At 38.5% G+C, this 19946-nt stretch carries 21 protein-coding genes and 1 pseudogene; 15 read left to right on the top strand and 7 right to left on the bottom strand.

All coding sequences use genetic code 11. The features are described from left to right. Positions 1 to 3: 3 nt before the first annotated feature. Both ABES02_RS14300 and ABES02_RS14295 read right to left on the bottom strand, forming a co-directional pair. The gene (locus ABES02_RS14300) at positions 4 to 432 is read right to left on the bottom strand and encodes a VOC family protein (RefSeq protein WP_430135894.1); all 429 of its coding nucleotides are present in this window, start codon (positions 430 to 432) and stop codon (positions 4 to 6) included. A 238-nt stretch (positions 433 to 670) separates the two neighbouring features. Then, complete coding sequence (locus ABES02_RS14295; RefSeq protein ID WP_430135891.1) at positions 671 to 1192, bottom strand: DinB family protein; 522 nt, start codon at positions 1190 to 1192, stop codon at positions 671 to 673. Between the two features lie 179 nt (positions 1193 to 1371). On the opposite strand from ABES02_RS14295, the gene ABES02_RS14290 reads away from it, so the two are divergent. From ABES02_RS14290 to ABES02_RS14275, 4 genes and pseudogenes are all read left to right on the top strand, one after another. After that, positions 1372 to 1860: a hypothetical protein gene (locus ABES02_RS14290; RefSeq protein ID WP_430135888.1), complete on the top strand. Its 489-nt coding sequence runs from the start codon at positions 1372 to 1374 to the stop codon at positions 1858 to 1860. 127 nt (positions 1861 to 1987) lie between these two features. Next, complete coding sequence (locus ABES02_RS14285; RefSeq protein WP_430135885.1) at positions 1988 to 2215, top strand: hypothetical protein; 228 nt, start codon at positions 1988 to 1990, stop codon at positions 2213 to 2215. A 45-nt stretch (positions 2216 to 2260) separates the two neighbouring features. Further along, positions 2261 to 2428: pseudogene (locus ABES02_RS14280) on the top strand (family 1 glycosylhydrolase); the annotation flags it as partial. Between the two features lie 121 nt (positions 2429 to 2549). Next, complete coding sequence (locus ABES02_RS14275; RefSeq protein WP_430135882.1) at positions 2550 to 3929, top strand: hypothetical protein; 1380 nt, start codon at positions 2550 to 2552, stop codon at positions 3927 to 3929. A 54-nt stretch (positions 3930 to 3983) separates the two neighbouring features. On the opposite strand, the gene ABES02_RS14270 is transcribed toward ABES02_RS14275, so the two are convergent. Both ABES02_RS14270 and ABES02_RS14265 read right to left on the bottom strand, forming a co-directional pair. Further along, positions 3984 to 4298 carry a DMT family transporter gene (locus ABES02_RS14270; RefSeq protein WP_430135879.1) on the bottom strand — a complete coding sequence of 105 codons (315 nt, stop codon included), beginning with the start codon at positions 4296 to 4298 and terminating at the stop codon, positions 3984 to 3986. Position 4299: 1 nt separating this feature from the next. After that, a complete protein-coding gene (locus tag ABES02_RS14265; RefSeq protein WP_430135876.1) occupies positions 4300 to 4647 on the bottom strand; it encodes a DMT family transporter in 348 nt (115 codons plus the stop codon). Positions 4648 to 4860: 213 nt separating this feature from the next. On the opposite strand from ABES02_RS14265, the gene ABES02_RS14260 reads away from it, so the two are divergent. From ABES02_RS14260 to ABES02_RS14220, 9 genes are all read left to right on the top strand, one after another. Next, a complete protein-coding gene (locus ABES02_RS14260; RefSeq protein WP_430135874.1) occupies positions 4861 to 5250 on the top strand; it encodes a globin in 390 nt (129 codons plus the stop codon). Positions 5251 to 5679: 429 nt separating this feature from the next. Beyond that, entirely contained in the window at positions 5680 to 7116 is a 1437-nt protein-coding gene (locus tag ABES02_RS14255; RefSeq protein WP_430135873.1) for a GntP family permease, read from the top strand. 71 nt (positions 7117 to 7187) lie between these two features. Then, the gene (locus ABES02_RS14250) at positions 7188 to 7889 is read left to right on the top strand and encodes a CoA transferase subunit A (RefSeq protein WP_430135870.1); all 702 of its coding nucleotides are present in this window, start codon (positions 7188 to 7190) and stop codon (positions 7887 to 7889) included. Positions 7890 to 7904: 15 nt separating this feature from the next. Further along, positions 7905 to 8558: a 3-oxoacid CoA-transferase subunit B gene (locus ABES02_RS14245; protein ID WP_430135867.1), complete on the top strand. Its 654-nt coding sequence runs from the start codon at positions 7905 to 7907 to the stop codon at positions 8556 to 8558. A gap of 17 nt (positions 8559 to 8575) precedes the next feature. Beyond that, entirely contained in the window at positions 8576 to 9361 is a 786-nt protein-coding gene (locus tag ABES02_RS14240) for a 3-hydroxybutyrate dehydrogenase (protein WP_430135864.1), read from the top strand. A 415-nt stretch (positions 9362 to 9776) separates the two neighbouring features. Beyond that, the gene (locus ABES02_RS14235; protein WP_430135862.1) at positions 9777 to 11165 is read left to right on the top strand and encodes a sigma-54 interaction domain-containing protein; all 1389 of its coding nucleotides are present in this window, start codon (positions 9777 to 9779) and stop codon (positions 11163 to 11165) included. Between the two features lie 150 nt (positions 11166 to 11315). Further along, entirely contained in the window at positions 11316 to 11642 is a 327-nt protein-coding gene (locus tag ABES02_RS14230) for a hypothetical protein (RefSeq protein WP_430135860.1), read from the top strand. 17 nt (positions 11643 to 11659) lie between these two features. Continuing rightward, entirely contained in the window at positions 11660 to 12121 is a 462-nt protein-coding gene (locus ABES02_RS14225) for a DUF2231 domain-containing protein (RefSeq protein ID WP_430135857.1), read from the top strand. Positions 12122 to 12178: 57 nt separating this feature from the next. After that, positions 12179 to 12856 carry a helix-turn-helix transcriptional regulator gene (locus ABES02_RS14220; RefSeq protein WP_430135855.1) on the top strand — a complete coding sequence of 226 codons (678 nt, stop codon included), beginning with the start codon at positions 12179 to 12181 and terminating at the stop codon, positions 12854 to 12856. Between the two features lie 75 nt (positions 12857 to 12931). On the opposite strand, the gene ABES02_RS14215 is transcribed toward ABES02_RS14220, so the two are convergent. The 3 genes from ABES02_RS14215 to ABES02_RS14205 all read right to left on the bottom strand — a co-directional run bounded on the left by ABES02_RS14215 (position 12932) and on the right by ABES02_RS14205 (position 16015). Further along, complete coding sequence (locus ABES02_RS14215; RefSeq protein ID WP_430135852.1) at positions 12932 to 14230, bottom strand: ABC transporter substrate-binding protein; 1299 nt, start codon at positions 14228 to 14230, stop codon at positions 12932 to 12934. A 73-nt stretch (positions 14231 to 14303) separates the two neighbouring features. Then, a complete protein-coding gene (locus ABES02_RS14210; RefSeq protein WP_430135849.1) occupies positions 14304 to 15131 on the bottom strand; it encodes a carbohydrate ABC transporter permease in 828 nt (275 codons plus the stop codon). Further along, positions 15131 to 16015 carry a carbohydrate ABC transporter permease gene (locus ABES02_RS14205; RefSeq protein ID WP_430136142.1) on the bottom strand — a complete coding sequence of 295 codons (885 nt, stop codon included), beginning with the start codon at positions 16013 to 16015 and terminating at the stop codon, positions 15131 to 15133. The genes ABES02_RS14210 and ABES02_RS14205 overlap by 1 nt, the downstream gene beginning before the upstream one ends. Before the next feature lie 277 nt (positions 16016 to 16292). On the opposite strand from ABES02_RS14205, the gene ABES02_RS14200 reads away from it, so the two are divergent. Further along, positions 16293 to 18134: a sensor histidine kinase gene (locus tag ABES02_RS14200; protein WP_430135846.1), complete on the top strand. Its 1842-nt coding sequence runs from the start codon at positions 16293 to 16295 to the stop codon at positions 18132 to 18134. Beyond that, on the top strand, positions 18131 to 19714 hold the full coding sequence (locus ABES02_RS14195) for a response regulator transcription factor (RefSeq protein ID WP_430135843.1): 1584 nt from the start codon (positions 18131 to 18133) through the stop codon (positions 19712 to 19714). The genes ABES02_RS14200 and ABES02_RS14195 overlap by 4 nt, the downstream gene beginning before the upstream one ends. Positions 19715 to 19946 lie beyond the last annotated feature (232 nt).

Below are 19946 nucleotides of genomic sequence, written 5' to 3'. Positions count from 1 at the left end.
AAATTATTGATGCTGACCTTCAGTGAAAATTTGGAAGTTAACACCAAACTTGTCTGTTAAACTGCCATAAGCCGGACTAAAGAAAGTTTCTTGAAGTGGCATACTCACTTGACCGCCATCTTGAAGTGCATCAAAAAATTTGCGGGCTTGATCCGCATCATTTGTTGAAATACAAATGGTAACTTGATTTCCGCTTTGATGTGGTTGCCCCGGGAAAGTATCAGAAAACATAAGTTCAGTCTCACCAACTTTTATCGTTGCGTGACTTACACGATCCTTTGCTTCTGCAGGTAGTGGGAATTCCGGATTCTCTGGCATTTCACCGAAAGATTGACTAAATAGAACTTGAGCGTCCAACGCATTTTGGTAAAATCGGATTGCTTCTTTTGCATTTCCGTCCATCACTAAATAAGGAATCAATTTTACAGTCATTAATAATCTCTCCTTTAGTTTATAAGTATTTATCTTTCTATGCACGATAACATAGAGACTGAGCAGCCGGGTTAGCATCCAGGCCCACTTCTTATTATTACCGATATTTCAATTATAAAACAAAGAACATTTGTTCGTAAATAAAAATTTGGTTATAAAGGAAAAATTTTTTAAAAAAAAGACCTCTACGTAAAAAAGGTACTTACGGGCTCTGGCTAATAATAGTGCATGACACCCATTAAAGGGCTGCAAGGTATCTATCATTAATAATTTTTCGATGGTGGATTTCGTGTCCGGCAATGATATAGGCGACAGCCCGGGCAGTAACTTCAGTGTTATTGGCATTGCCTACGTTGGCCCACGCCCCCTCCGGCATATTTTCAATCAAGGTAATGGTAGCTTTTCTAGTTGCAACAAAGTCATCAAGGATATTTTTCACTGGTAACCTGTTGATTTGAGAGGCGGCAACATAATCATTTTCTTCAAAACCAGCTAAAGCTGTCTGATCGCCTCGGCCAATTCGCAGCAAGCGGTAGCTCATGATTCTTTCGGTATCTGTCATATGTCCAAGAACTTCCCTGATGCTCCATTTCCCAGAGGCATAGCGGAAATCTGCATCTTCTTCTGAAATATTTTCAAAAAGCTCCGTAATCTTCGTAAGATTTTCTTTTAAATGCGTTAATAGGTCCCCTTCTGGAACTGAATTTACATAGGGCACATAATACTCTGGATACTCACTTTCTTGTGGTCGTTGAAGCATGAACATTCTCTCCCCTCTATTCTTGAAAATTACATATCAATCCTACACGATTTTTATGAAAATTGAAATAATGGAAGTTCTATAAATATCTTAAATTTCAGGCAAGATATTTTCTCAAAAAACATAAATAATATACATCCAATTTGTGCATATTAAAGATAAAAAAGGAATGTCTATAGATGAAACATAAAAAAATGATACTGCTGGTTATGATGTTATTGCCGTGGCTGTCCGTACCCTTTTTAGGAAAGAGGGCAATAAAGCGCTTTTATCCAGGAGCACTTTTCATGGGTGCTTGGATTACAGTAGAAAGTATATTTGCTAAAAAAAGGATCTGGTGGCAGTTTTACGAGAAACTGATTCCAGGTGTAATGGGTGAAATTCCTTTTTTCTTGGGTCCTTTTTTTGTGGGATCATTATGGATTTTCAAATTGACCTTTGGTAACTTTTTTCGATATCTAATCGTGAATCTAATTACGGCCGTCCTACTTTCATTTTTAGGTATGACCTTCTTACGAAAACTGGGAATTGTGTCGCTTGTTCGATTAAAACATTACCAAATGACGATTTTATTTATTGCAAAATCGGTATTAATGTATGGGTTCCAAAAATCGGTTGATAAATTACGAAAAAAACCTAAATCCATCATTCAAAAAATTTTTTCATAAGCTATAAACACCACAAAAATAATCGATTAACATGTGGTGTTTATTTATTACGGATACTTATTCTCAGACAAAATGAAACGCGCATATGATAAATAGACAAATAGATAATTTTACGGGGGGAGAAGAGATGGATTTCTTCTTGGTGGGAATTGTTTATTGGCTATTAATCGGTGCTTCCATTTTATTATTCATTTGGGGTCTTTTGAAAAAATCTTGGAAAGCATTTTTATGGAGTGGAATTGCTCTATTATTACCGAGCATAGCTATATTTGCAGGAGATGCGGATGGACTGTTTAGATGGATTGGAGTTCTTGCAATCATTTTATTTGGATTAGCCTATTGGACGAGAAAATAAATTGCTTGCTTATTTAAAAGATGCTAATATTTTATTAACTAATATTTTAGCTGTATTGATTTAATCAGTGCAAGCACCTCAGAAATGTCAAAACGGTATGGATTTATTTATGTGGACCAAGATGATTATGGTAATGGTACATTGGAAAGAAAAAAGAAAAAATCCTTCTACTGGTATAAAGATGTTATAGCTTCAAATGGGGAGCAATTATAATTTTTCTAGAGCCTGCCCTGCACGGTACCAAAATACTGTGCTAGGGACTGGCTTTTTTTATTATTTATTATGTTAGCAAATGGTACAATGATTAGAAATGAAGACTTTGGGGTGAGAGAAATTGAAACTTCCAATTATTAAGCAAGATTTAAAGTCTGTCCTCTTAAATCAAGACAAAAATGAATTAATTACTATCCTTCTTAATCTGGCAAACGAATACCCTGACATTGAAAAAAGTTTGTTGTTTAAGTATGCACCAAATCAAGACGAAATTTCCTCAAGTAAAAAGCTCATTCAAGAATATATAAATAGTGCCAAAAGAAACGGATTTATTGATTGGCGGCATGTCGATCATGCTTTAAAAGGTGCAGAACTTACTTTGCAAAAAGCAGAGGGAAAATTACAAAACAATGAATTCGAGAGTGCCATTTTACTATCTTTGGCTGTATTAAACCCAGTCGTTAGAATGCTCAAATATTCGGATGACTCCAATGGTTCTGTGGGATCGGTCATCCATTGGGCTGTAAAAATGATTGATGAAGCGGCAGGAGAGAGTTTAAGCCGTTTAAATGTAAAAGAACAAAAAAAGCTTTTTGAGGCAGTATTAAAAGAAGCTTTAAAAAGTCAATATAGTGACTGGAATGATATTCGCTTTAATCTCTTAGAGGCGTGCACCTATTTTGTGGCGAATAAGGACTTGAGAAAAAAACTGGAAAAACAGTTAGATACCCTTTATGAACAAGAGGGATCTTCCTGGAGTGCAAATTATAACCAAGAACAAGTATTGCTTCTGCGGCTTAACATTATTGAAAGATGTGACGGAGTCAAAGAGGCAGAGAGATTTATATACCAATATATCCATCATAGCGAGTTCCGTAAAAAAGCGATTGAAATGGAGTTTAAGAAAGGCGGATATAAGAAAGTTGTTCAGTTGTGTTTGGATGGAGAAGAAGCCGATAAAGATTACCGAGGACTTGTTCACGAATGGCGAGAATTCCGATATCAAGCGTACGAATTGCTTGGAGAAGTTGAAAATCAAAGGCAGCTGGCGAGAGAACTTTTATTTAAAGATGAATATCAATACTATTTGAAGTTAAAAAACTTATATGATGAAAACGAATGGGAAGTAATTTTGCAAAATATTTTGGACGAATTTGAAAGAATGAATTTCCAGCCCTCTGTGTACCTTACCATATTACAAGAGGAAAACTTGACTGCTCAACTATTAATATATTGTAACCATCACGTCTCTAAAATCACGGATTTATATCCACATTTAATAAAGGATAATTTAGATGAGGTAATAACATTGTTTATTAAATATATCGAACAATCATCAGAAGAAGCTTCTGAAAGACGAAGTTACCGAAACGTCTGCCGTGTGATTAAAACATTCAAAAATGCCTGTGGAACTATCCATGCACATAAATTAATCGGAGAATTGATAGAAAAATATAAAAGGCGGCCGGCTTTTGTGGAGGAGTTAGGAAAAATTAAATAAGGTTACCTGAGAGAAATAGGCTGATATTAACAAATTGTTCATATCAGCTTATTTTTATGAAAGTACCTTTAATCCTGCGACACCAATGATAATCATCAAAACACTGATAATTCGCCCCAAGCTTTTGGATTCCCCAAAAAGGAACATGTTAACTGAAACTGCTCCGGCGGTCCCGATTCCAATCCATACCGCATAGGCGATACTAACCTGCAAAAAGTGAAAAGATGAATACAAGAAGCCAAAGGAAGCACCGAAGCCCCCAATATAAAGAACCCCATTGCGGAGTGTTTTCTGTTGACTATATAATTTTAAACCAGCTGCTCCGATAATTTCACTTGCACCTGCTAAAACAACCAAAAACCAGCCCAAATTAAGCAGCTCCTTTCAATTCCTCTTTTACCTGTTGGTTATCAGCCAGATTTAAGCCAATCACGCCTAAAATAATAATAGCAACAAACAAAAGCTTCCCTGCACTAAAACTCTCGCCAAAAAAGAAGACATCCATCATGACAGTTCCAATAGTTCCTACCCCTGAAAATATTGCGTAAACTGTTCCGGTCGGAAGACTTTTACAAGCTTTAGGCAAAAAGTGAAAATCAGTTAAAATGATTCCAATAATAATCGCCCACTGCCACCAGGTTTTGGCCACATTAAAACCGTACACCCACATCAATTCAAACAAACAGGTTAATGCTACATATATCCAAGCTTTATTCATTCAAACGCACCCCTTATGACTAACCATATCATGTAAATTTATCTTTCGGTTAAACCTATATTAGAATACCATAACCCTTTCAAAAAACTATTTTAGAACGGTGTAAATTTATGTAAGTTTATATGGAAGTGTGATATAAATCACGAAACTTCATTTATTTTATCATTATAATAATGGGAACAAGGAGCAAAACCAAAAGGGATGTGAAGGAGTATGGAATACGCATTTAAAACACTCTATAGTGAAATCGGCGGACAAGAGACAATTGATAAACTAGTCGATGCTTTCTATCCACGGGTGTACTCAGATCCGGAATTAAGACCGTTATTTGAAGGGGATATGGAAGAAATCAAGTGGAAGCAGCGGATGTTCTTGCCGCAATTCTTAGGTGGACCTGCCCTATACAGCCAGGAATTCGGACCACCGGCGATGAGAGAGCGTCATTTGCCATTTGAAGTGACTCCTAGAAGAGCACAGTGCTGGCTCCGCTGTATGAAGGAAGCCTTTGAGGAAATTGGCCTTGATCAAAACCCAGCAGGTTTAGCGTTTTATGACCGCTTAACCCAAGTAGCCGGAATTATGGTAAATAGTCCGGATAGGTAAAACATGTTCAGATTAACTGGACATGTTTTTTTATTGAAGGGGAGTAACAATTAGAAATTGTAGAATACTCTCTGAAAATTGTAGAATGTTCTTTGAATTTTGTAGAATACCCCCTTAAATTTGTAGAATGTCTTCTCAAAATTGTAGAATGCCCCCTTAAATTTGTAGAATATCTTTTCAAAATTGTAGAATACCCTCTCATTATTCCGTGAAAACGGAATTTTCCTGTTTTCCGGAATCTTCATATTAAAATTTTTCCGCAAAAACGGAATACCCTCACTTAAAAAACTTATAAAAACCTTAATTTTCAAATAATTTTAAAATGGCACAGAACTTGCAACTATTAATCAATGCAAGGGAATTTTCGTAAAGGAGGTTCGATTTGTTTTGTAAACGCTTTCCAATAATAATCGAACAAGGGGGATTTTCATGGATTTAATCGTTATATTCTTGGCCCTAGGCCTATTAATGTTTGTTGCATACAGGGGTTTTTCTGTTATTTTATTTGCACCCATTTGTGCACTATTTGCCGTTTTATTAACCGAGCCTAGCTATGTGTTGCCTTTCTTTTCTAGTGTTTTTATGGAGAAGATGGTCGGATTTATTAAAAATTATTTTCCTGTCTTTTTATTAGGAGCTATTTTTGGCAAGGTCGTTGAAATGTCAGGATTGGCTGAGTCGATTGCCAAAACGATTGTAAAATTAATCGGCGCCAAACGAGCCATTTTGACCATTGTTTTATTGGGAGCCATCCTAACCTATAGTGGAGTAAGCTTATTTGTTGTCGTATTTGCCGTTTTCCCATTTGCTGCCCATCTTTTCAGGGAAGCAGATATTCCAAAACGCTTGATTCCTGGAACGATTGCATTAGGTGCCTTTACATTTACAATGGATGCCTTACCGGGGACGCCGCAAATTCAAAACGTTATTCCGATTGCCTTTTTTAAAACGGATATTTATGCTGCACCGCTCCTTGGAATCATTGGCGGAGTATTTGTCCTAATACTTGGACTTTTATATTTAGAGTCAAGAAGAAGAAAAGCAGAAAAAGCAGGGGAAGGTTATTTTGGATTTGGTACCGAAACGGCCTCTGCCGCTGAAAACCTCGCTAAAAACGAAGAACCAGCAGCAAACTTTTCAACAGATCAATCAATAGCCCGGCAAATTTTCGCCTTCGTTCCGCTCATTCTTGTTGGGGTCATGAACAAAGTATTTGTGACCAATATACCGAAGTGGTATCCAAATGGATTTGATTTTTCGCAAATTGGTTTAAAAGCCTTTGGTGTAGTAGATGTAGGGGCTGTTGCGGCGATTTGGGCTGTTGAAATGGCATTGGTTGTTGGTATTATTTCTACTATTTTATTTGACTGGAAGCGAGTCACGCAAAACTTTAAAGAGGGGTTAAACACAAGTATCGGGGGTTCATTACTTGCCACGATGAATACGGGCGCGGAATATGGCTTCGGCGGTGTCATCGCTGCATTGCCAGGTTTCACAGCCATTAGTGATGGGATCTCTAATACATTTACAAACCCTCTTGTAAATGGTGCTGTAACTACTTCCACACTCGCTGGGATTACCGGCTCCGCATCAGGCGGCATGGGAATCGCCTTAAGTGCAATGGCTGAAAAATATAATCAAGCGATCGCGGCAGCTAACATTCCGCCTGAAGTGATGCACAGAGTTATATCGATGGCATCCGGTGGTATGGATACTCTTCCGCACAACGGTGCAGTTATCACACTTCTTGCTGTTACCGGACTTACTCATAGGCAATCCTATCGTGATATTTTTGCTGTTACCATCATCAAAACACTAGCAGTGTTCTTTATCATTGCCATCTATTCTTTAACAGGCATTGTCTAAGCTATCACGCATTCGAAAAAGGCCACCGCTTTTTTCGAATGCGTGAATCTTTATTAATGGAGGAGAACGGAATGAAGAGTGGAAAAGTAATCGATTCTTTTGAAAAGGCAATCGATGATATTCATGACGGAGCCACCATCATTGTTGGCGGGTTCGGTCTTTGCGGTATACCGGAAAAGGCTATTTTAGCTTTAAGAGATAAGGGAGTTAAGGACCTAACGATTGTCAGCAATAACTGTGGTGTTGATGATTGGGGACTCGGCCTATTACTTGCCAATAAACAAATTAAAAAGATGATTTCTTCCTATGTGGGTGAAAACAAAATCTTTGAATGCCAATTTTTAAGCGGAGAATTAGAGGTGGAGCTCGTGCCACAGGGGACACTTGCTGAACGCATCCGTGCAGGCGGTGCTGGAATTCCTGGTTTTTATACAGCTACCGGGGTTGGAACACCAATCGCCGAAGGAAAGGAACATAAAGATTTCGACGGAAAAACTTATCTTCTTGAAAAAGCTATTGTTGGCGATTTTGCTCTAGTAAAGGCTTGGAAAGGCGATTTGTTAGGAAATTTAGTTTATCACAAAACAGCGCGAAATTTTAATCCACTTGCCGCAATGGCTGGAAAGGTAACTATTGCAGAGGTAGAAGAAATCGTTGGCGAAGGTGAGTTGAACCCCGACCACATTCATACACCAAGTATATATGTCCAACGCGTTCTAGCCGGGGATTTTTACGAAAAGAGAATTGAGAGAAGGACGGTTACCCAAGCATAGAGAGGAGAATCATTTATGGATGTTCGCCAAAAAATTATTAGACGGGCAGTGCAGGAAATTCAGGATGGTATGAATGTAAATTTGGGGATTGGCATGCCGACTCTCATCGCAAATGAAATCCCTGAAGAATACAGTGTGCTGCTTCAATCAGAAAATGGACTTTTGGGAATTGGCCCTTATCCAAACGAAGAACATGTCGACCCGGATTTAATCAACGCAGGAAAAGAAACGGTAACCGCAGTCTTGGGGTCTTCCTATTTTGATAGTGCCGAATCCTTTGCGATGATCCGCGGCGGACATATTGACTTGGCCATTCTTGGCGGCATGGAGGTTTCAGAAAAAGGCGACCTCGCCAACTGGATGATTCCAGGGAAAATGATAAAAGGTATGGGCGGTGCGATGGACCTTGTTAACGGCGCGAAGCGGGTAGTTGTCATTATGGAGCATGTGAATAAATATGGGGAATCAAAAATAAAAAAAGAATGTACCCTTCCGTTGACAGGTAAGCGAGTTGTGCACCGGCTTATTACCGATTTAGCCGTATTTGATTTCAATGATGAAGAAATGGTATTAACGGAATTGCAGGAAGGAACCACTATAAAAGAAGTGCAAGAAAAAACCGAGGCAGCTTTTATTGCAAGTCCGCAGCTAATGTCAAAACAACAATAATCAGGGAGAGTGCTCGTATGGGGAAGCCTCTAGATGGAAAAACCGCTTTTATAACCGGTTCTGCCAGCGGAATTGGATTAGAAATAGCGAAGGCTTTTGCACAAGAAGGAGCAAAAGTAGTGATTTCAGATTTGAACAAGGAGTTAAGCTATAAAACAGCAGATGAGCTAAATAATCAAGGCTTTCAAGCGCTGGCTGCCCCTTGTGATGTAACGGATGAAGAAGCCTATAAAAATAGTATCGAAATGGCCTATCAAACTTTTGGAAGCATTGATATATTAATTAACAATGCAGGTCTTCAATATGTATCGCCGCTTGAGGAATTTCCGACAGAAAAATTTAAGCTGCTGGTGGATGTAATGCTGACGGCGCCTTTTATCGGAATTAAAAACGTATTTCCTCTTATGAAAAAACATGGCTATGGAAGAATCATTAATATGGCCTCGATTAACGGCCTGATTGGGTTCGCCGGGAAGGCTGCCTACAATAGTGCAAAGCACGGGGTCATCGGCTTAACAAAGGTGGCAGCTTTAGAAGGGGCTGAGCATGGAATAACCGTCAATGCTCTTTGTCCTGGCTATGTCGATACACCGCTTGTTCAGAACCAACTTCAGGATCTGGCGAATACAAGAAATGTTCCGTTTGAGAGAGTCATAGAAGAAGTCATTTACCCGTTGGTCCCGCAAAAAAGACTTCTATCCGTATCGGAAATTGCTGATTATGCTGTCTTTTTAGCTAGTGAAAAAGCACGGGGCGTAACAGGGCAGGCCGTGGTGCTTGATGGGGGTTATACTGTTCAATAGAAGAACCCGGATAGGGTTCTTTTCCTATTTTTTTGCTCTGTTAATTTTGAGATTTCTTGTAATCAAAATAATTGGAGGTTTTGGGTAATAGAGAAAGGGTCTACGTGACCGAAATCGGCTGAAAAAGAGGCTTAGGGTAACATAGGAAGAGTCTACGTGACCGAAGCTAGGATGAAAAGAGGCTTAGGGTAACATAGGAAGGGTCTACGTGACCGAAGCTAGGATGAAAAGAGACTTAGGGTAACGTAGAAAGGTCTACGTGACCGAAGCCGGGATGAAAAGAGGGTTAGGGTAAAATAGAAAGAGCGTTTCATTGACCTAAAAGCAAAAAGTCAATCTAGTCTTAATTTTTTAAAGGTTCTTGTAAGTCTTTTGCTATAATAGAATTAACACTATTGAAAAGGTGAGAATGTGGATGAAGGTTGAAATAATTGAGCATATTCCCTATCACTGGCTCGAGGAAGTTATTAATCTAGCGGCAGAAATGATTGTCATTGTTGATTGTCAAGGAATCATCAAATATATTAATGCCGCCTATTGTGAGTTTATTGGAACAACAGTAGAATATGCGATTGGGAAACATGTCAATGAAGTAATTGAAAACACTCGCATGCATATTGTCGCCAATACAGGACAAGCAGAGTTAGCCGCTGTACAACGGATTAATGGCAGCGAAATGATCGCCAACCGCCTACCGCTTGTGGTAGACGGGGAACTTGTTGGGGCGCTTGGAACAGTGATGTTTCGTAACCCCGAAGAATGGCGGCAATATCAATCCAAAATCCAGTCACTTGTAGAAGAACTAAAATATTATAAAAATCGATTCGAAAAAGAAAGTAAATATAATTTTGCAGACTTAATTGGAAATAGTCCAGCATTTTTAGCATCAAAGAAACTAGCTGAAAGAATATCAAGCAGCCATTCATCTGTTTTATTACTTGGAGAATCAGGTACTGGAAAGGAGTTATTTGCCCATGCCATCCATAATGGCAGCAGCAGAGCGGCCTTTCCATTTGTTCCAATTAATTGTGCTTCGATTCCTGAACACCTATTAGAATCTGAGTTATTTGGATATGAAGACGGAGCTTTTACGGGAGCCAAAAAGGGCGGTAAAAAGGGACAATTTCAAGCGGCCCATCATGGGACGATTTTTCTCGATGAAATCGGCGATATGCCGCTTTCGATGCAAAGTAAGCTTCTTCGCGTACTACAGGAAAAAGAAGTCCAGCGAATAGGCAGCCAAAAATCGATTCCAGTTGATGTCCGTGTAATTGCGGCTACTCATAGGGATTTAGAAATGATGGTGCAGGAGGGAACTTTTCGGCAAGATTTATATTATCGCTTAAATGTGATAAAAATCGAAATTCCGCCGCTCCGAAAAAGAACGGATGATATCCCGTTAATTTCTGCAGGCTTGTTAAAAAAACTTGAGAGAAATTTCCACCGGCAAAACACAGTGCTTTCACCTGAAGTAATTGAAAGACTTCAAGAGCATAAGTGGCCAGGCAATATCCGTGAGTTGGAAAATGTTTTAGAGCGGGCGATTAATGTATTAGATGGAAAAACAATTGAGATTCATCATCTCCCACTATACCTTCGAGACCAGGAAGTGGATTATTATATCCCCAAACAACAAAGGATGGATATACAAGTAATGCCCTTGAAGGAAACCATTGCCTTAGTCGAAAAACAAGCGATACATCAAGCCTTAAAAGTAACAGACGGAAATAAGCTGGAGGCAGCCAAGCTCTTAGAAATCGGAAAAACCAGTTTTTATGAAAAATGTAAAATGTATGGTATTTAGAATTAGGTTCCTCACACAAAGTGAAGAGCCTTTTTGTTGAGAAGAAATAATAACATTAGTTATGCAATATTTATCTTGCATAACTAGTAAAATCCCACCATATATATGTAAAGAAATTCATAAAAACTTTACATCATTGGAGGGGTTTAAATGCTCACTGCTTCAGCGATTGTGTTTGCTCTTGCTGCTTTAGGGGGACTCGTTCTTGCGTCTCGTGAAGAAAGACCTTTATCAGTTGCCATTATTCATGGCCTTGTTGCAGCCACAGGCTTAGTTTTATTGATTATTGCCGTTATTCAGGGAGCATCGGGCACTTTACCTTTAACTGCGCTTGTACTGTTTGTCATAGCGGCGCTTGGCGGTTTTGTATTATTTTCTTTCCACTTGCGAAATCGGCCATTACCAAAAGGACTAATTTTTCTTCACGGACTGCTGGCAGTAATTGGAGAAGTATTACTAATTATTGCCATTTTATAGAGGGGGATTGAATCTGGATGAGCAAGAACAAAAGTGGATCAAAACTTTTACGCCATCCTATGCACCCGATTTTTACCCATTTTCCTATGGCTTTGTGGACAATATCCTTGCTTTGGGATCTCCTCGGTTTTTTGCGGGGAGATTCACTTTGGTGGAGCTTCTCGAAATGGAGTATTGCCGTAGGCTTGATATTTGCTTTCCTTGCGATTATAACGGGACTGGTTGATTTTGGGAAGGTACCAAAGGAAGGACCTTCTGAGACGATTGCTATGAAACACATGCTACTCGTCATTTCCGCATCCGTTTTTTATGGAGGAAGCTTCTTTTTTCGATTAGGTTCACTAATTCCAACTGGGTATCACTTTATTTTTGCTGAATCTCTCTCGGTAATTGGATTTTTTCTCTTACTTATCGGTGGTTGGTATGGAGGAGAGCTGGTATATCGACATGGTATTGGCAGAAGAAATTCCGATTCGTAGAGAAAGTGAACAGTGAAATCTCCAGTTAGCAGAATAAATTTGAGGAGGAACTTTTAAGTGAATATCGAACAACTTTCGGAAACTCGTCAGGCTCTCCTCCTAACTCTTAAACGAGAGGGTCCAGCGACGATTGCTTCATTAGCTTCAAGACTAGAGATGACACGTGAGGCCGTGCGTCAACAATTTTTACAGCTTGAGAATGAAGGATGGATAGAAGGAAACATAAATAGGGAGACATCGAACGGAGGAGGACGCCCTTCGATGCGCTATAGGTTAACCGATGCAGGCGATCACTTATTTCCAAAGCATTATGACGCCTTAACGGTTGAAGTGCTTGATACCGTCTCGGATCAGCTTGGATTGGAAGCATTAAAACAGGTACTTTTTACGATGGCAGAGGTGAGGGTACGAGAGTGGGAGTCACGACTCCAAGGACTTAGCCTTGAGGAGCGAATGGAAGCTTTACGGGAGTTATACCTTAAAGATGATAACTTTATGGAGGTGGAAAATTTAAATAATGACCTCTTTTTAATCGAAAAGAATTGTCCTTTCTATAATGTCGCTTACAAGCGGCCAGTCCTCTGTAATGTAACCGTAACAATGCTTTCCCGTTTACTTGGCTATCGAGTGATACGTAAAGAACGTTTTCAAAATGGAGATGGCCGATGTGTCTTTCAAGTATTATTGGACGAGCCAATTGATAATGAATCGACTTATTTTGCGTTTGAAGCATAAAAGGAAAATGTCCACCCTGGGTGGACATTTTCCTTGTTTGTCTTTTTGTGGTGCCTGTCACCACTGATAGAATTCTTATTTCTTTAATTTAGCCCATGTTGCATCTAAAGCTTTCATTGCTTCATCTTTAGATTTTTGACCGCCTACATATGCTTGTAATGTTGCACCGAATTCTTGACCAGCACCATCAGGATACTTCATGAACTGCCAAGAATAAGTTTTGCCGTCTTGAGAATATTTCTGAAGATCTGCACCTAGAGGTCCAATATCTTCTGCTTTTGCTTCGATTGTTTTGAAGGCTGGGATATACTTGAATTCTTTTACTAATGCGGCTTTACCTTCTTCAGATGAAACCATCCAGTTTAAGAAGTCTTTTGCTGCTTTTTTGTCAGCATTTGGTGCTTTATTATATACAACCCAGTTCGTTGGAACGTCAACCATTAACTTATCAGCTTGTGCTGCATCATCAGTAAGTGCCAACGGAATGAATCCAACTTCCATGCCAGGGTTTAATTTATCAAGCATTGGCTGAATCCAGTTACCTTGCTGAATCATTGCCGTTTCGCCATTCGCAAATTGGGTAACTTCTGTATTGTAGTCAGTAGTTAATGGGTTTTTGTTGCCGTATTTTACTGTTAAATCAACAAGCTTGAAGTAGTCCTCAAAGTATTTGTTGCCTTCAATTTTAGATTTTCCTTCATTTAAGCCTGCAATAAAGTTTTCGTCATCCGCTTGTTCGTAAGCAAATGGAACGTTAAGACCATGATTTGCTAATACCCACCATTCTGCATAGCCAACAGAGAAAGGTGTGATGCCTGCAGATTTCAGTTTCTTGGATACTGCTTCTAGCTCTGAATAAGTCTTAGGAAGTTCTGTGATTCCTGCTTTTGCAAATAACTTTTTGTTATATGCAAAGCCGTAACCTTCCATGTTAACTGGCTGTCCGTATACTTTTCCGTCGATGGTCATTGGTTTTAAAGCATCTGGATAAGCATCTTTCACCCATGGTTGATCAGATAGGTCTTCGAATTTATCTTTCCATGTTTGCGCTTCTTGATAGCCGCCGTTTCCAAAGATATCAGGTGCTTTGTTAGAAGCGAATTTAGCTTTTAGAGCTGCTGCTCCATCGGCGCCGCCGCCCACTGATTCAATATTAAACGTAACTTCAGGATGCTCTTTTGTATATTTATCTGTTAACGCTTTCAATTGGTCGGCGATTTCTACCTTACCGTTAAAGATATCAACAACTACTTTTCCATCCTTGCTGCCAGTGTCTTTCTTAGTTCCTGATGCGCTGTCGCTGTTGCCGCAAGCACCTAATAGAAGTGAAGCTGATAGAATCCCCGCTGCAATTGAATATTTTTTGATAGCCATTTGGTTTCCCTCCGAAAAATGAATTTTATTTTTATATAATCCCTGCTGTCTGAAATTCAGACAGCAGAGGGTGTTACTTAATCGAACCGCTTGTAATCCCCTTGATAATGTGTTTTTGCATCGAGAAGAAGAAAATTAACAAAGGAATAATTCCAAGAACAAGTGCTGCCAATGCTAAATCCCATTGCTTCGTGTACTGGCCAAAGAAGAAGAAGGTTGCTAATGGAATGGTTCTTAATTCTGGATCTTGAAGGACCAAGGATGGTAATAAGTAATCATTCCAAATCCATAAGCTGTTAAGGATGATAATCGTTACAGTAATCGGTTTTAATAAAGGGAATACGATTCTCCAAAACACGCCAAACCTTGAACAGCCGTCGATAATGGCAGCCTCTTCTAATTCTACCGGAATACCCTTAATAAATCCGTGATATAAGAAGATGGTCATCCCTGATCCAAAGCCTAAATACATAATGACTAGTCCCCAAATGCTATTTAGCATTCCTAAGTTGCCGGCTGTTTTGATAAGCGGAATCATGATGGATTGAAAAGGAATAATCATCGCAGCAACAAAGGTCATGAAAATTACATTGCTGATTTTCTTTTTCGTTCGAACGAGCATGTAGGCTGCCATCGAACAGAAGACGACCAGGACGACATTACTTACAACCGTAATCAAGAAAGAATTTGTAAATACTTTTAGATAGTTCAATTTTTCAAAGGCATTCACATAGTTATCGAACATGAACACTTTTGGTAAAGCCGATGTATTCGATAAAATCTCGGCAAACGGTTTTAAGGAGTTTGAAATCAAATAATAGAATGGAATTAAGAAGACAAGACCAAGCAGGATGGCAAAGATTTCGCCGATAAATGTCTTTCCTGTATACTTGTTTCCCATTATGATTCAACCTCCCGCTTCTTCGAAATCGTTACTTGAAGAACAGTAATCGCGGCAACGACGATGAAGAAAATTAATGCCTTTGCTTCCCCAATACCATAGCGGTTATTGACGAAGGCTTCAGTATAAATGTTAAGGGCCAGCATCTCTGTCGATTTGAACGGACCGCCGTTTGTTAGCGACAGGTTTGCGTCAAAAATCTTAAAGGATGAAGCCGTTGTTAAAAATAAACAGATTGTAACAGCTGGTGCTACCAGTGGCATCGTGATATGGCGAAGAATCTGCCAGCGATTTGCTCCGTCAATTTTCGCCGCTTCAATTAATTCCTGTGGAACATTTTGCAAGGCGGCAATATAGATAATCATGATATAACCTGCTCCCTGCCAGACACTAACGATCACAATTCCCCAGAATGCCGTATTGGCATCCCCTAACCATGCTAACTCGAAAAAAGGAATTCCTGTTAATTGTCCGATAGAAGCAAACCCTTTTACAAAAATAAACTGCCAGATGAATCCGAGTAAAAGTCCACCAACCATGTTAGGCATGAAGAAAACGGTTCGCAGAATATTTCTTGTTTTCAACATTTGAGTTACTAGTATGGCTAACCCAAATCCAATCAAGTTCGTTAAAATAATCGCTACAACTGTATATTTTGTTGTCAGCAGGAAGGACTGTTGAAATTGCTTGTCTTCGGTAAATAAGTATTTAAAATTATCAAATCCGACCCATTTGATGTCACCTGTGATCCCGTTCCAGTCAGTAAAGGCATAGTAAATACCTGTAAAGAAAGGGATTAAGACGATAATTGCAAAAGCTAGAAAGACCGGGCCGACAAATAAGGTAAATAATCCTGCTTCTTTCAGCTTCTTCTTATTTCTTATTAAAACTGCCTCCGAGACTTTCGAGCTCGAGTTACTTTGATACGCCGCACTTTTTACGTTTTCAAACTTACTCTCGTTATTCACTGACTGCACCTCCTATAACTCCATTTTAGAGATTCAAGAAAATTATGAAACGGCTTACATTGACCAGTAGGGTGGAAAATATTGAACAGTCAAAATGGGTAGGTGGAAAATTCCACGATGAAAGGCCATGGAGTATTGTGCTAAAATGAGAGAAAATATTTGGGTTATGGACAGGGGGGATGTTAGTTTCTTCATGGAAACTAACGAATCAATCATGCAATGGGGTATTCGGAAAAAGCTTATCATTACGTTAATGGCTGTCATCATACTCCCTTTTGGAACGGCTATTGCGATTACTTACAATCAAACGACAAAGTCGCTCAATGAGCGTTTTGTTTCCACCAATCATGACCTAATTGTAAAAGGTGAACAAGAACTGTCTACATATTTAGAAGATGTTGCCAAAATGTCAACAGTTCTTTATCGCTACACTCCCTTTATGAATGTAATGAGAGACGGGATTTCACGGAACTTAACTTATAATCAGGAAGAAGTACGCAGAGCGTTGGCTTATTTGTTTAATTCAAGACCAGAAATTGAGCAAATGCATCTTTACATCGATAAGGAAAAAGATTCTTATACGAACTACCATTCGACAATAAGCGGGCGGGGGACATATGAACATATTTTTTCACATCCTTATTATGCTCGTCTAAATCGGTTGAACAGCTTTTCGGTAATTGAGCCGCCGCACGAAATTTATAGCTATAACAATATTTCTGTTATCCCCAATTCCCAAAAGGTGGATGTGTTAAGCTTTCATAATATCCTACGGGATGTCCCTTCGGACAAGTTTTTAGGATTTTTATCAATTGATATTAATCTTTCAAAAATCGGTGATATTGCCGGCCGGTTGTATTCGGAAAATATAGAAGACCTTTATATTATGAATGAAAATGGAGTGATTATTTACTCTTCCAATAAAGATGAGATTGGAAAGGAAAATAAAGAAAAGTGGTTCCAGCAAGTGAAAAAGAATCCTAAGAATGGTAAAAGTCTTGAATGGAAGGATAAACAATTCTCCGGGGTAATCGTCTATGAAAATTTCTCTAACTCCTTTAAAAATTGGTATATTGTTAAACGAATTCCTTATGATGTACTTTATCAAAGTGCCAGACAGACAGCTCTCACTAATATTTTGATTGGCATTATCACCCTTGTTATTGTATTAATGGCTACTCTTTTTATTTCCTTTAGACTCACGGCTCCGATTAAAGTATTAATTGCCAATATGAAAAAAGTAGAGAAGGGTGAGTTTGAGGCTGATTTTGAATCACTCGGGAACGATGAAATAGGGATGCTCGGGAGGCACTTTAAATTAATGATTGCTAAAATTAATGAATTAATTGAGCGGGAATATAAACTGGAAATTGAGAATAAGTCCTCACAGCTAAGAGTGCTTCAGTCCCAAATCAATCCGCACTTTTTATATAATGCGTTTCAATCCATTGGCACGCTCGCGTTAAAAATGAAGGCGGTGCCGGTGTATTCCTTGCTAACGTCTTTATCTAGTATTATGAGATACAGCATGAATATGAGGGAGGATATTGTTCCGTTTGCTTCCGAGCTAAAGCATGTGAATGCTTATTTATCCTTACAAAAACAACGATTTGATGAACAATTTGAGTTTAACCTGAGTATCGAACAGGAAGTAGAAGAGATTCTTGTTCCGAAAATGATTTTGCAGCCAATTGTCGAAAACTGTTTTAAACATGGATTTGATCAGAAGGTTGAGAAAGCTGTCATTCATATTGAGGGTTATCTGCTGAATGATGATTATGTGTGCATTAAAGTTAAAGATAATGGCATTGGTGTAAATGAAGAGCAGCTAAATAATATCAAACATGAATTAGTCCAGGGTGTACAAAAAGAAGAAAAGCAAAGAGAAGCAATCGGGTTAAAAAATATATATGACCGCCTGCAAATCTATTACAATAATCAAGCTAAAATGGACGTTTTTAGTGGTGAAGAATGCGGATTTACAGTTACCATTGAGATTCCAAAGGTCATGCCAAAAGAGGTGGAACATCTATGAAGGTCTTAATCGTTGATGATGAAAAACATGTGCGGGATGGTATTAAACTGCTAGGAGAATGGGAACAGAACGGGATTAACGAAATCTTTGAGGCGGTAAACGGAGAGGAAGCTATTGGGCTGATCCAAACGATTAAGCCTGAAATTATTTTTTCCGATATGAAGATGCCTAAAATGGACGGCACCCAACTGCTCGAATGGATTAAGGACAATCAGCCCAATAGTAAAACAATTGTTGTCACCGGTTACGATGATTATCACTATATGAGAAAAGCGATTCATTTCGGAAGTATAGATTATTTATTAAAGCCGATTGATCCGGAAATCTTAAATCAAACGCTGGTGAAAGCAGTAGCGGAATGGAAAAAGGAAGAAGCGGACAGGCAAAGAAAAGAAAGCAGCTCGCAATTAATAAATGAAATGAAGCCTGTCTACCGTGACCGAAAGTTAACCCAGCTATTGAACAGTGAAAGCATGAAAGAAAATTTGTACGAAGAATTTGGTTTTCAGCTATCGCAAAATTATCTAGTTGCTCTAGTCCGGATTAATGGCAGGACTATTGAAGCATTTCAGGGAGATCGAGACCTAGCCTATTTTACAGTCCTAAATGTTATTAATGAAATATTATTGGAGAATGAATGCGGAATAGGATTTCGCTATTTATCTAATAAGGGTGAAATCGTGATTATTTTCTGGAACAAGTTTGACTTAATAGACGAACTTTTAGGACGAATTTATACGACAGCTAGGAATGTGATGGAAATTTCATGTCCTATTTCAATTGGAAAACCTGTAAATCAGAGCTTCAAATTAATCGATTCTTATCACCATGCCAAGCAGGTTTTATTGAATAGTAATATTTTAGAAAAAACAAAGAGAGTCTATCGGCAGGATGTTTTGCAGCCTGATGCTTTACGTAATTTGATGGCTTATTCTTCTAGTATTGAACTAGCTGTCCAGGCTGGCAAAATAGAGGCGTTTGAAGACGTTATCAATCAAATCGTCAATGACTATACAGAGAACGGATATTTATCATTAAATCAGTTGCTGCATTTTGAAAACGAATATTTAGTTATCAGCCGTAAATGGTATAAGACTTATAACCTCCCTTTTAAAGCAACAGACAATATTGAGAAACGAGTCGATTTGTTTTTTTGCAAAAACGGCACCTTTCAGTTAGAAAAATATATAGAAAGAAAAAAAAGGGAGATTTCCGTCTTCTTGAAAAAAGTAAGAAGGAGCACGCAGGAGAAACATAGTAACATCATCTATGAAATCGAAAAGTACCTGCAGGCAAACTTCGATCGGGATGTGAAACTGCAGGAGATTTCTGAGCATTTTTATATCAGCCGTGAATATATTTCAAGGAAATTTAAGCAAGAATTTAATGTGAATATTTCAGACTATGTCGTGAAAATTCGGATAGAAAAAGCAAAATCATTATTGAAAAATAGCCAGTTAAAAATCTATGAAATTGCAAACATGATTGGCTATCAGGATGATAAATATTTTCGTAAGGTGTTTAAAAAGGTGGTGGGTGTTACACCGAATGAGTATCGTGCGGAATATGTTAATCAATAGTTAAGGCTCTTTTCGTAAACTTTGTTGCTTTTGGAACTTAATAAAGGGCATTTACTATGTTCCTAGGCAATTTTCGCAAATGTTCTTACGAAAAGATGCCACGAAGCTTCTAATTGTACGGGTTAATAAGCTTATACGAAAAACAACAATTTATGCGAAAATAGCCATAGTTAAAAATGAGCAGAAATCGGTAATAACCTGTTTCTGCTCATTTTTTTATAGCCAAAGGAAA

This window comes from Neobacillus pocheonensis (genome assembly GCF_050477905.1).
GTDB lineage: Bacteria > Bacillota > Bacilli > Bacillales > Cytobacillaceae > Neobacillus > Neobacillus pocheonensis_A.
Note: the sequence above shows the minus strand (reverse complement) of the source record. Positions and strands in the feature narration are given on the sequence as shown.

Coding starts and splice junctions, on each gene's coding strand:
- ABES02_RS14300 (WP_430135894.1), bottom strand. CDS start 432: ATGACTGTAAAATTGATTCCTTATTTAGTGATGGACGGAAATGCAAAA.
- ABES02_RS14295 (WP_430135891.1), bottom strand. CDS start 1,192: ATGCTTCAACGACCACAAGAAAGTGAGTATCCAGAGTATTATGTGCCC.
- ABES02_RS14290 (WP_430135888.1), top strand. CDS start 1,372: ATGAAACATAAAAAAATGATACTGCTGGTTATGATGTTATTGCCGTGG.
- ABES02_RS14285 (WP_430135885.1), top strand. CDS start 1,988: ATGGATTTCTTCTTGGTGGGAATTGTTTATTGGCTATTAATCGGTGCT.
- ABES02_RS14265 (WP_430135876.1), bottom strand. CDS start 4,647: ATGAATAAAGCTTGGATATATGTAGCATTAACCTGTTTGTTTGAATTG.
- ABES02_RS14260 (WP_430135874.1), top strand. CDS start 4,861: ATGGAATACGCATTTAAAACACTCTATAGTGAAATCGGCGGACAAGAG.
- ABES02_RS14255 (WP_430135873.1), top strand. CDS start 5,680: ATGGATTTAATCGTTATATTCTTGGCCCTAGGCCTATTAATGTTTGTT.
- ABES02_RS14250 (WP_430135870.1), top strand. CDS start 7,188: ATGAAGAGTGGAAAAGTAATCGATTCTTTTGAAAAGGCAATCGATGAT.
- ABES02_RS14245 (WP_430135867.1), top strand. CDS start 7,905: ATGGATGTTCGCCAAAAAATTATTAGACGGGCAGTGCAGGAAATTCAG.
- ABES02_RS14240 (WP_430135864.1), top strand. CDS start 8,576: ATGGGGAAGCCTCTAGATGGAAAAACCGCTTTTATAACCGGTTCTGCC.
- ABES02_RS14235 (WP_430135862.1), top strand. CDS start 9,777: ATGAAGGTTGAAATAATTGAGCATATTCCCTATCACTGGCTCGAGGAA.
- ABES02_RS14230 (WP_430135860.1), top strand. CDS start 11,316: ATGCTCACTGCTTCAGCGATTGTGTTTGCTCTTGCTGCTTTAGGGGGA.
- ABES02_RS14225 (WP_430135857.1), top strand. CDS start 11,660: ATGAGCAAGAACAAAAGTGGATCAAAACTTTTACGCCATCCTATGCAC.
- ABES02_RS14215 (WP_430135852.1), bottom strand. CDS start 14,230: ATGGCTATCAAAAAATATTCAATTGCAGCGGGGATTCTATCAGCTTCA.
- ABES02_RS14210 (WP_430135849.1), bottom strand. CDS start 15,131: ATGGGAAACAAGTATACAGGAAAGACATTTATCGGCGAAATCTTTGCC.
- ABES02_RS14200 (WP_430135846.1), top strand. CDS start 16,293: ATGGAAACTAACGAATCAATCATGCAATGGGGTATTCGGAAAAAGCTT.
- ABES02_RS14195 (WP_430135843.1), top strand. CDS start 18,131: ATGAAGGTCTTAATCGTTGATGATGAAAAACATGTGCGGGATGGTATT.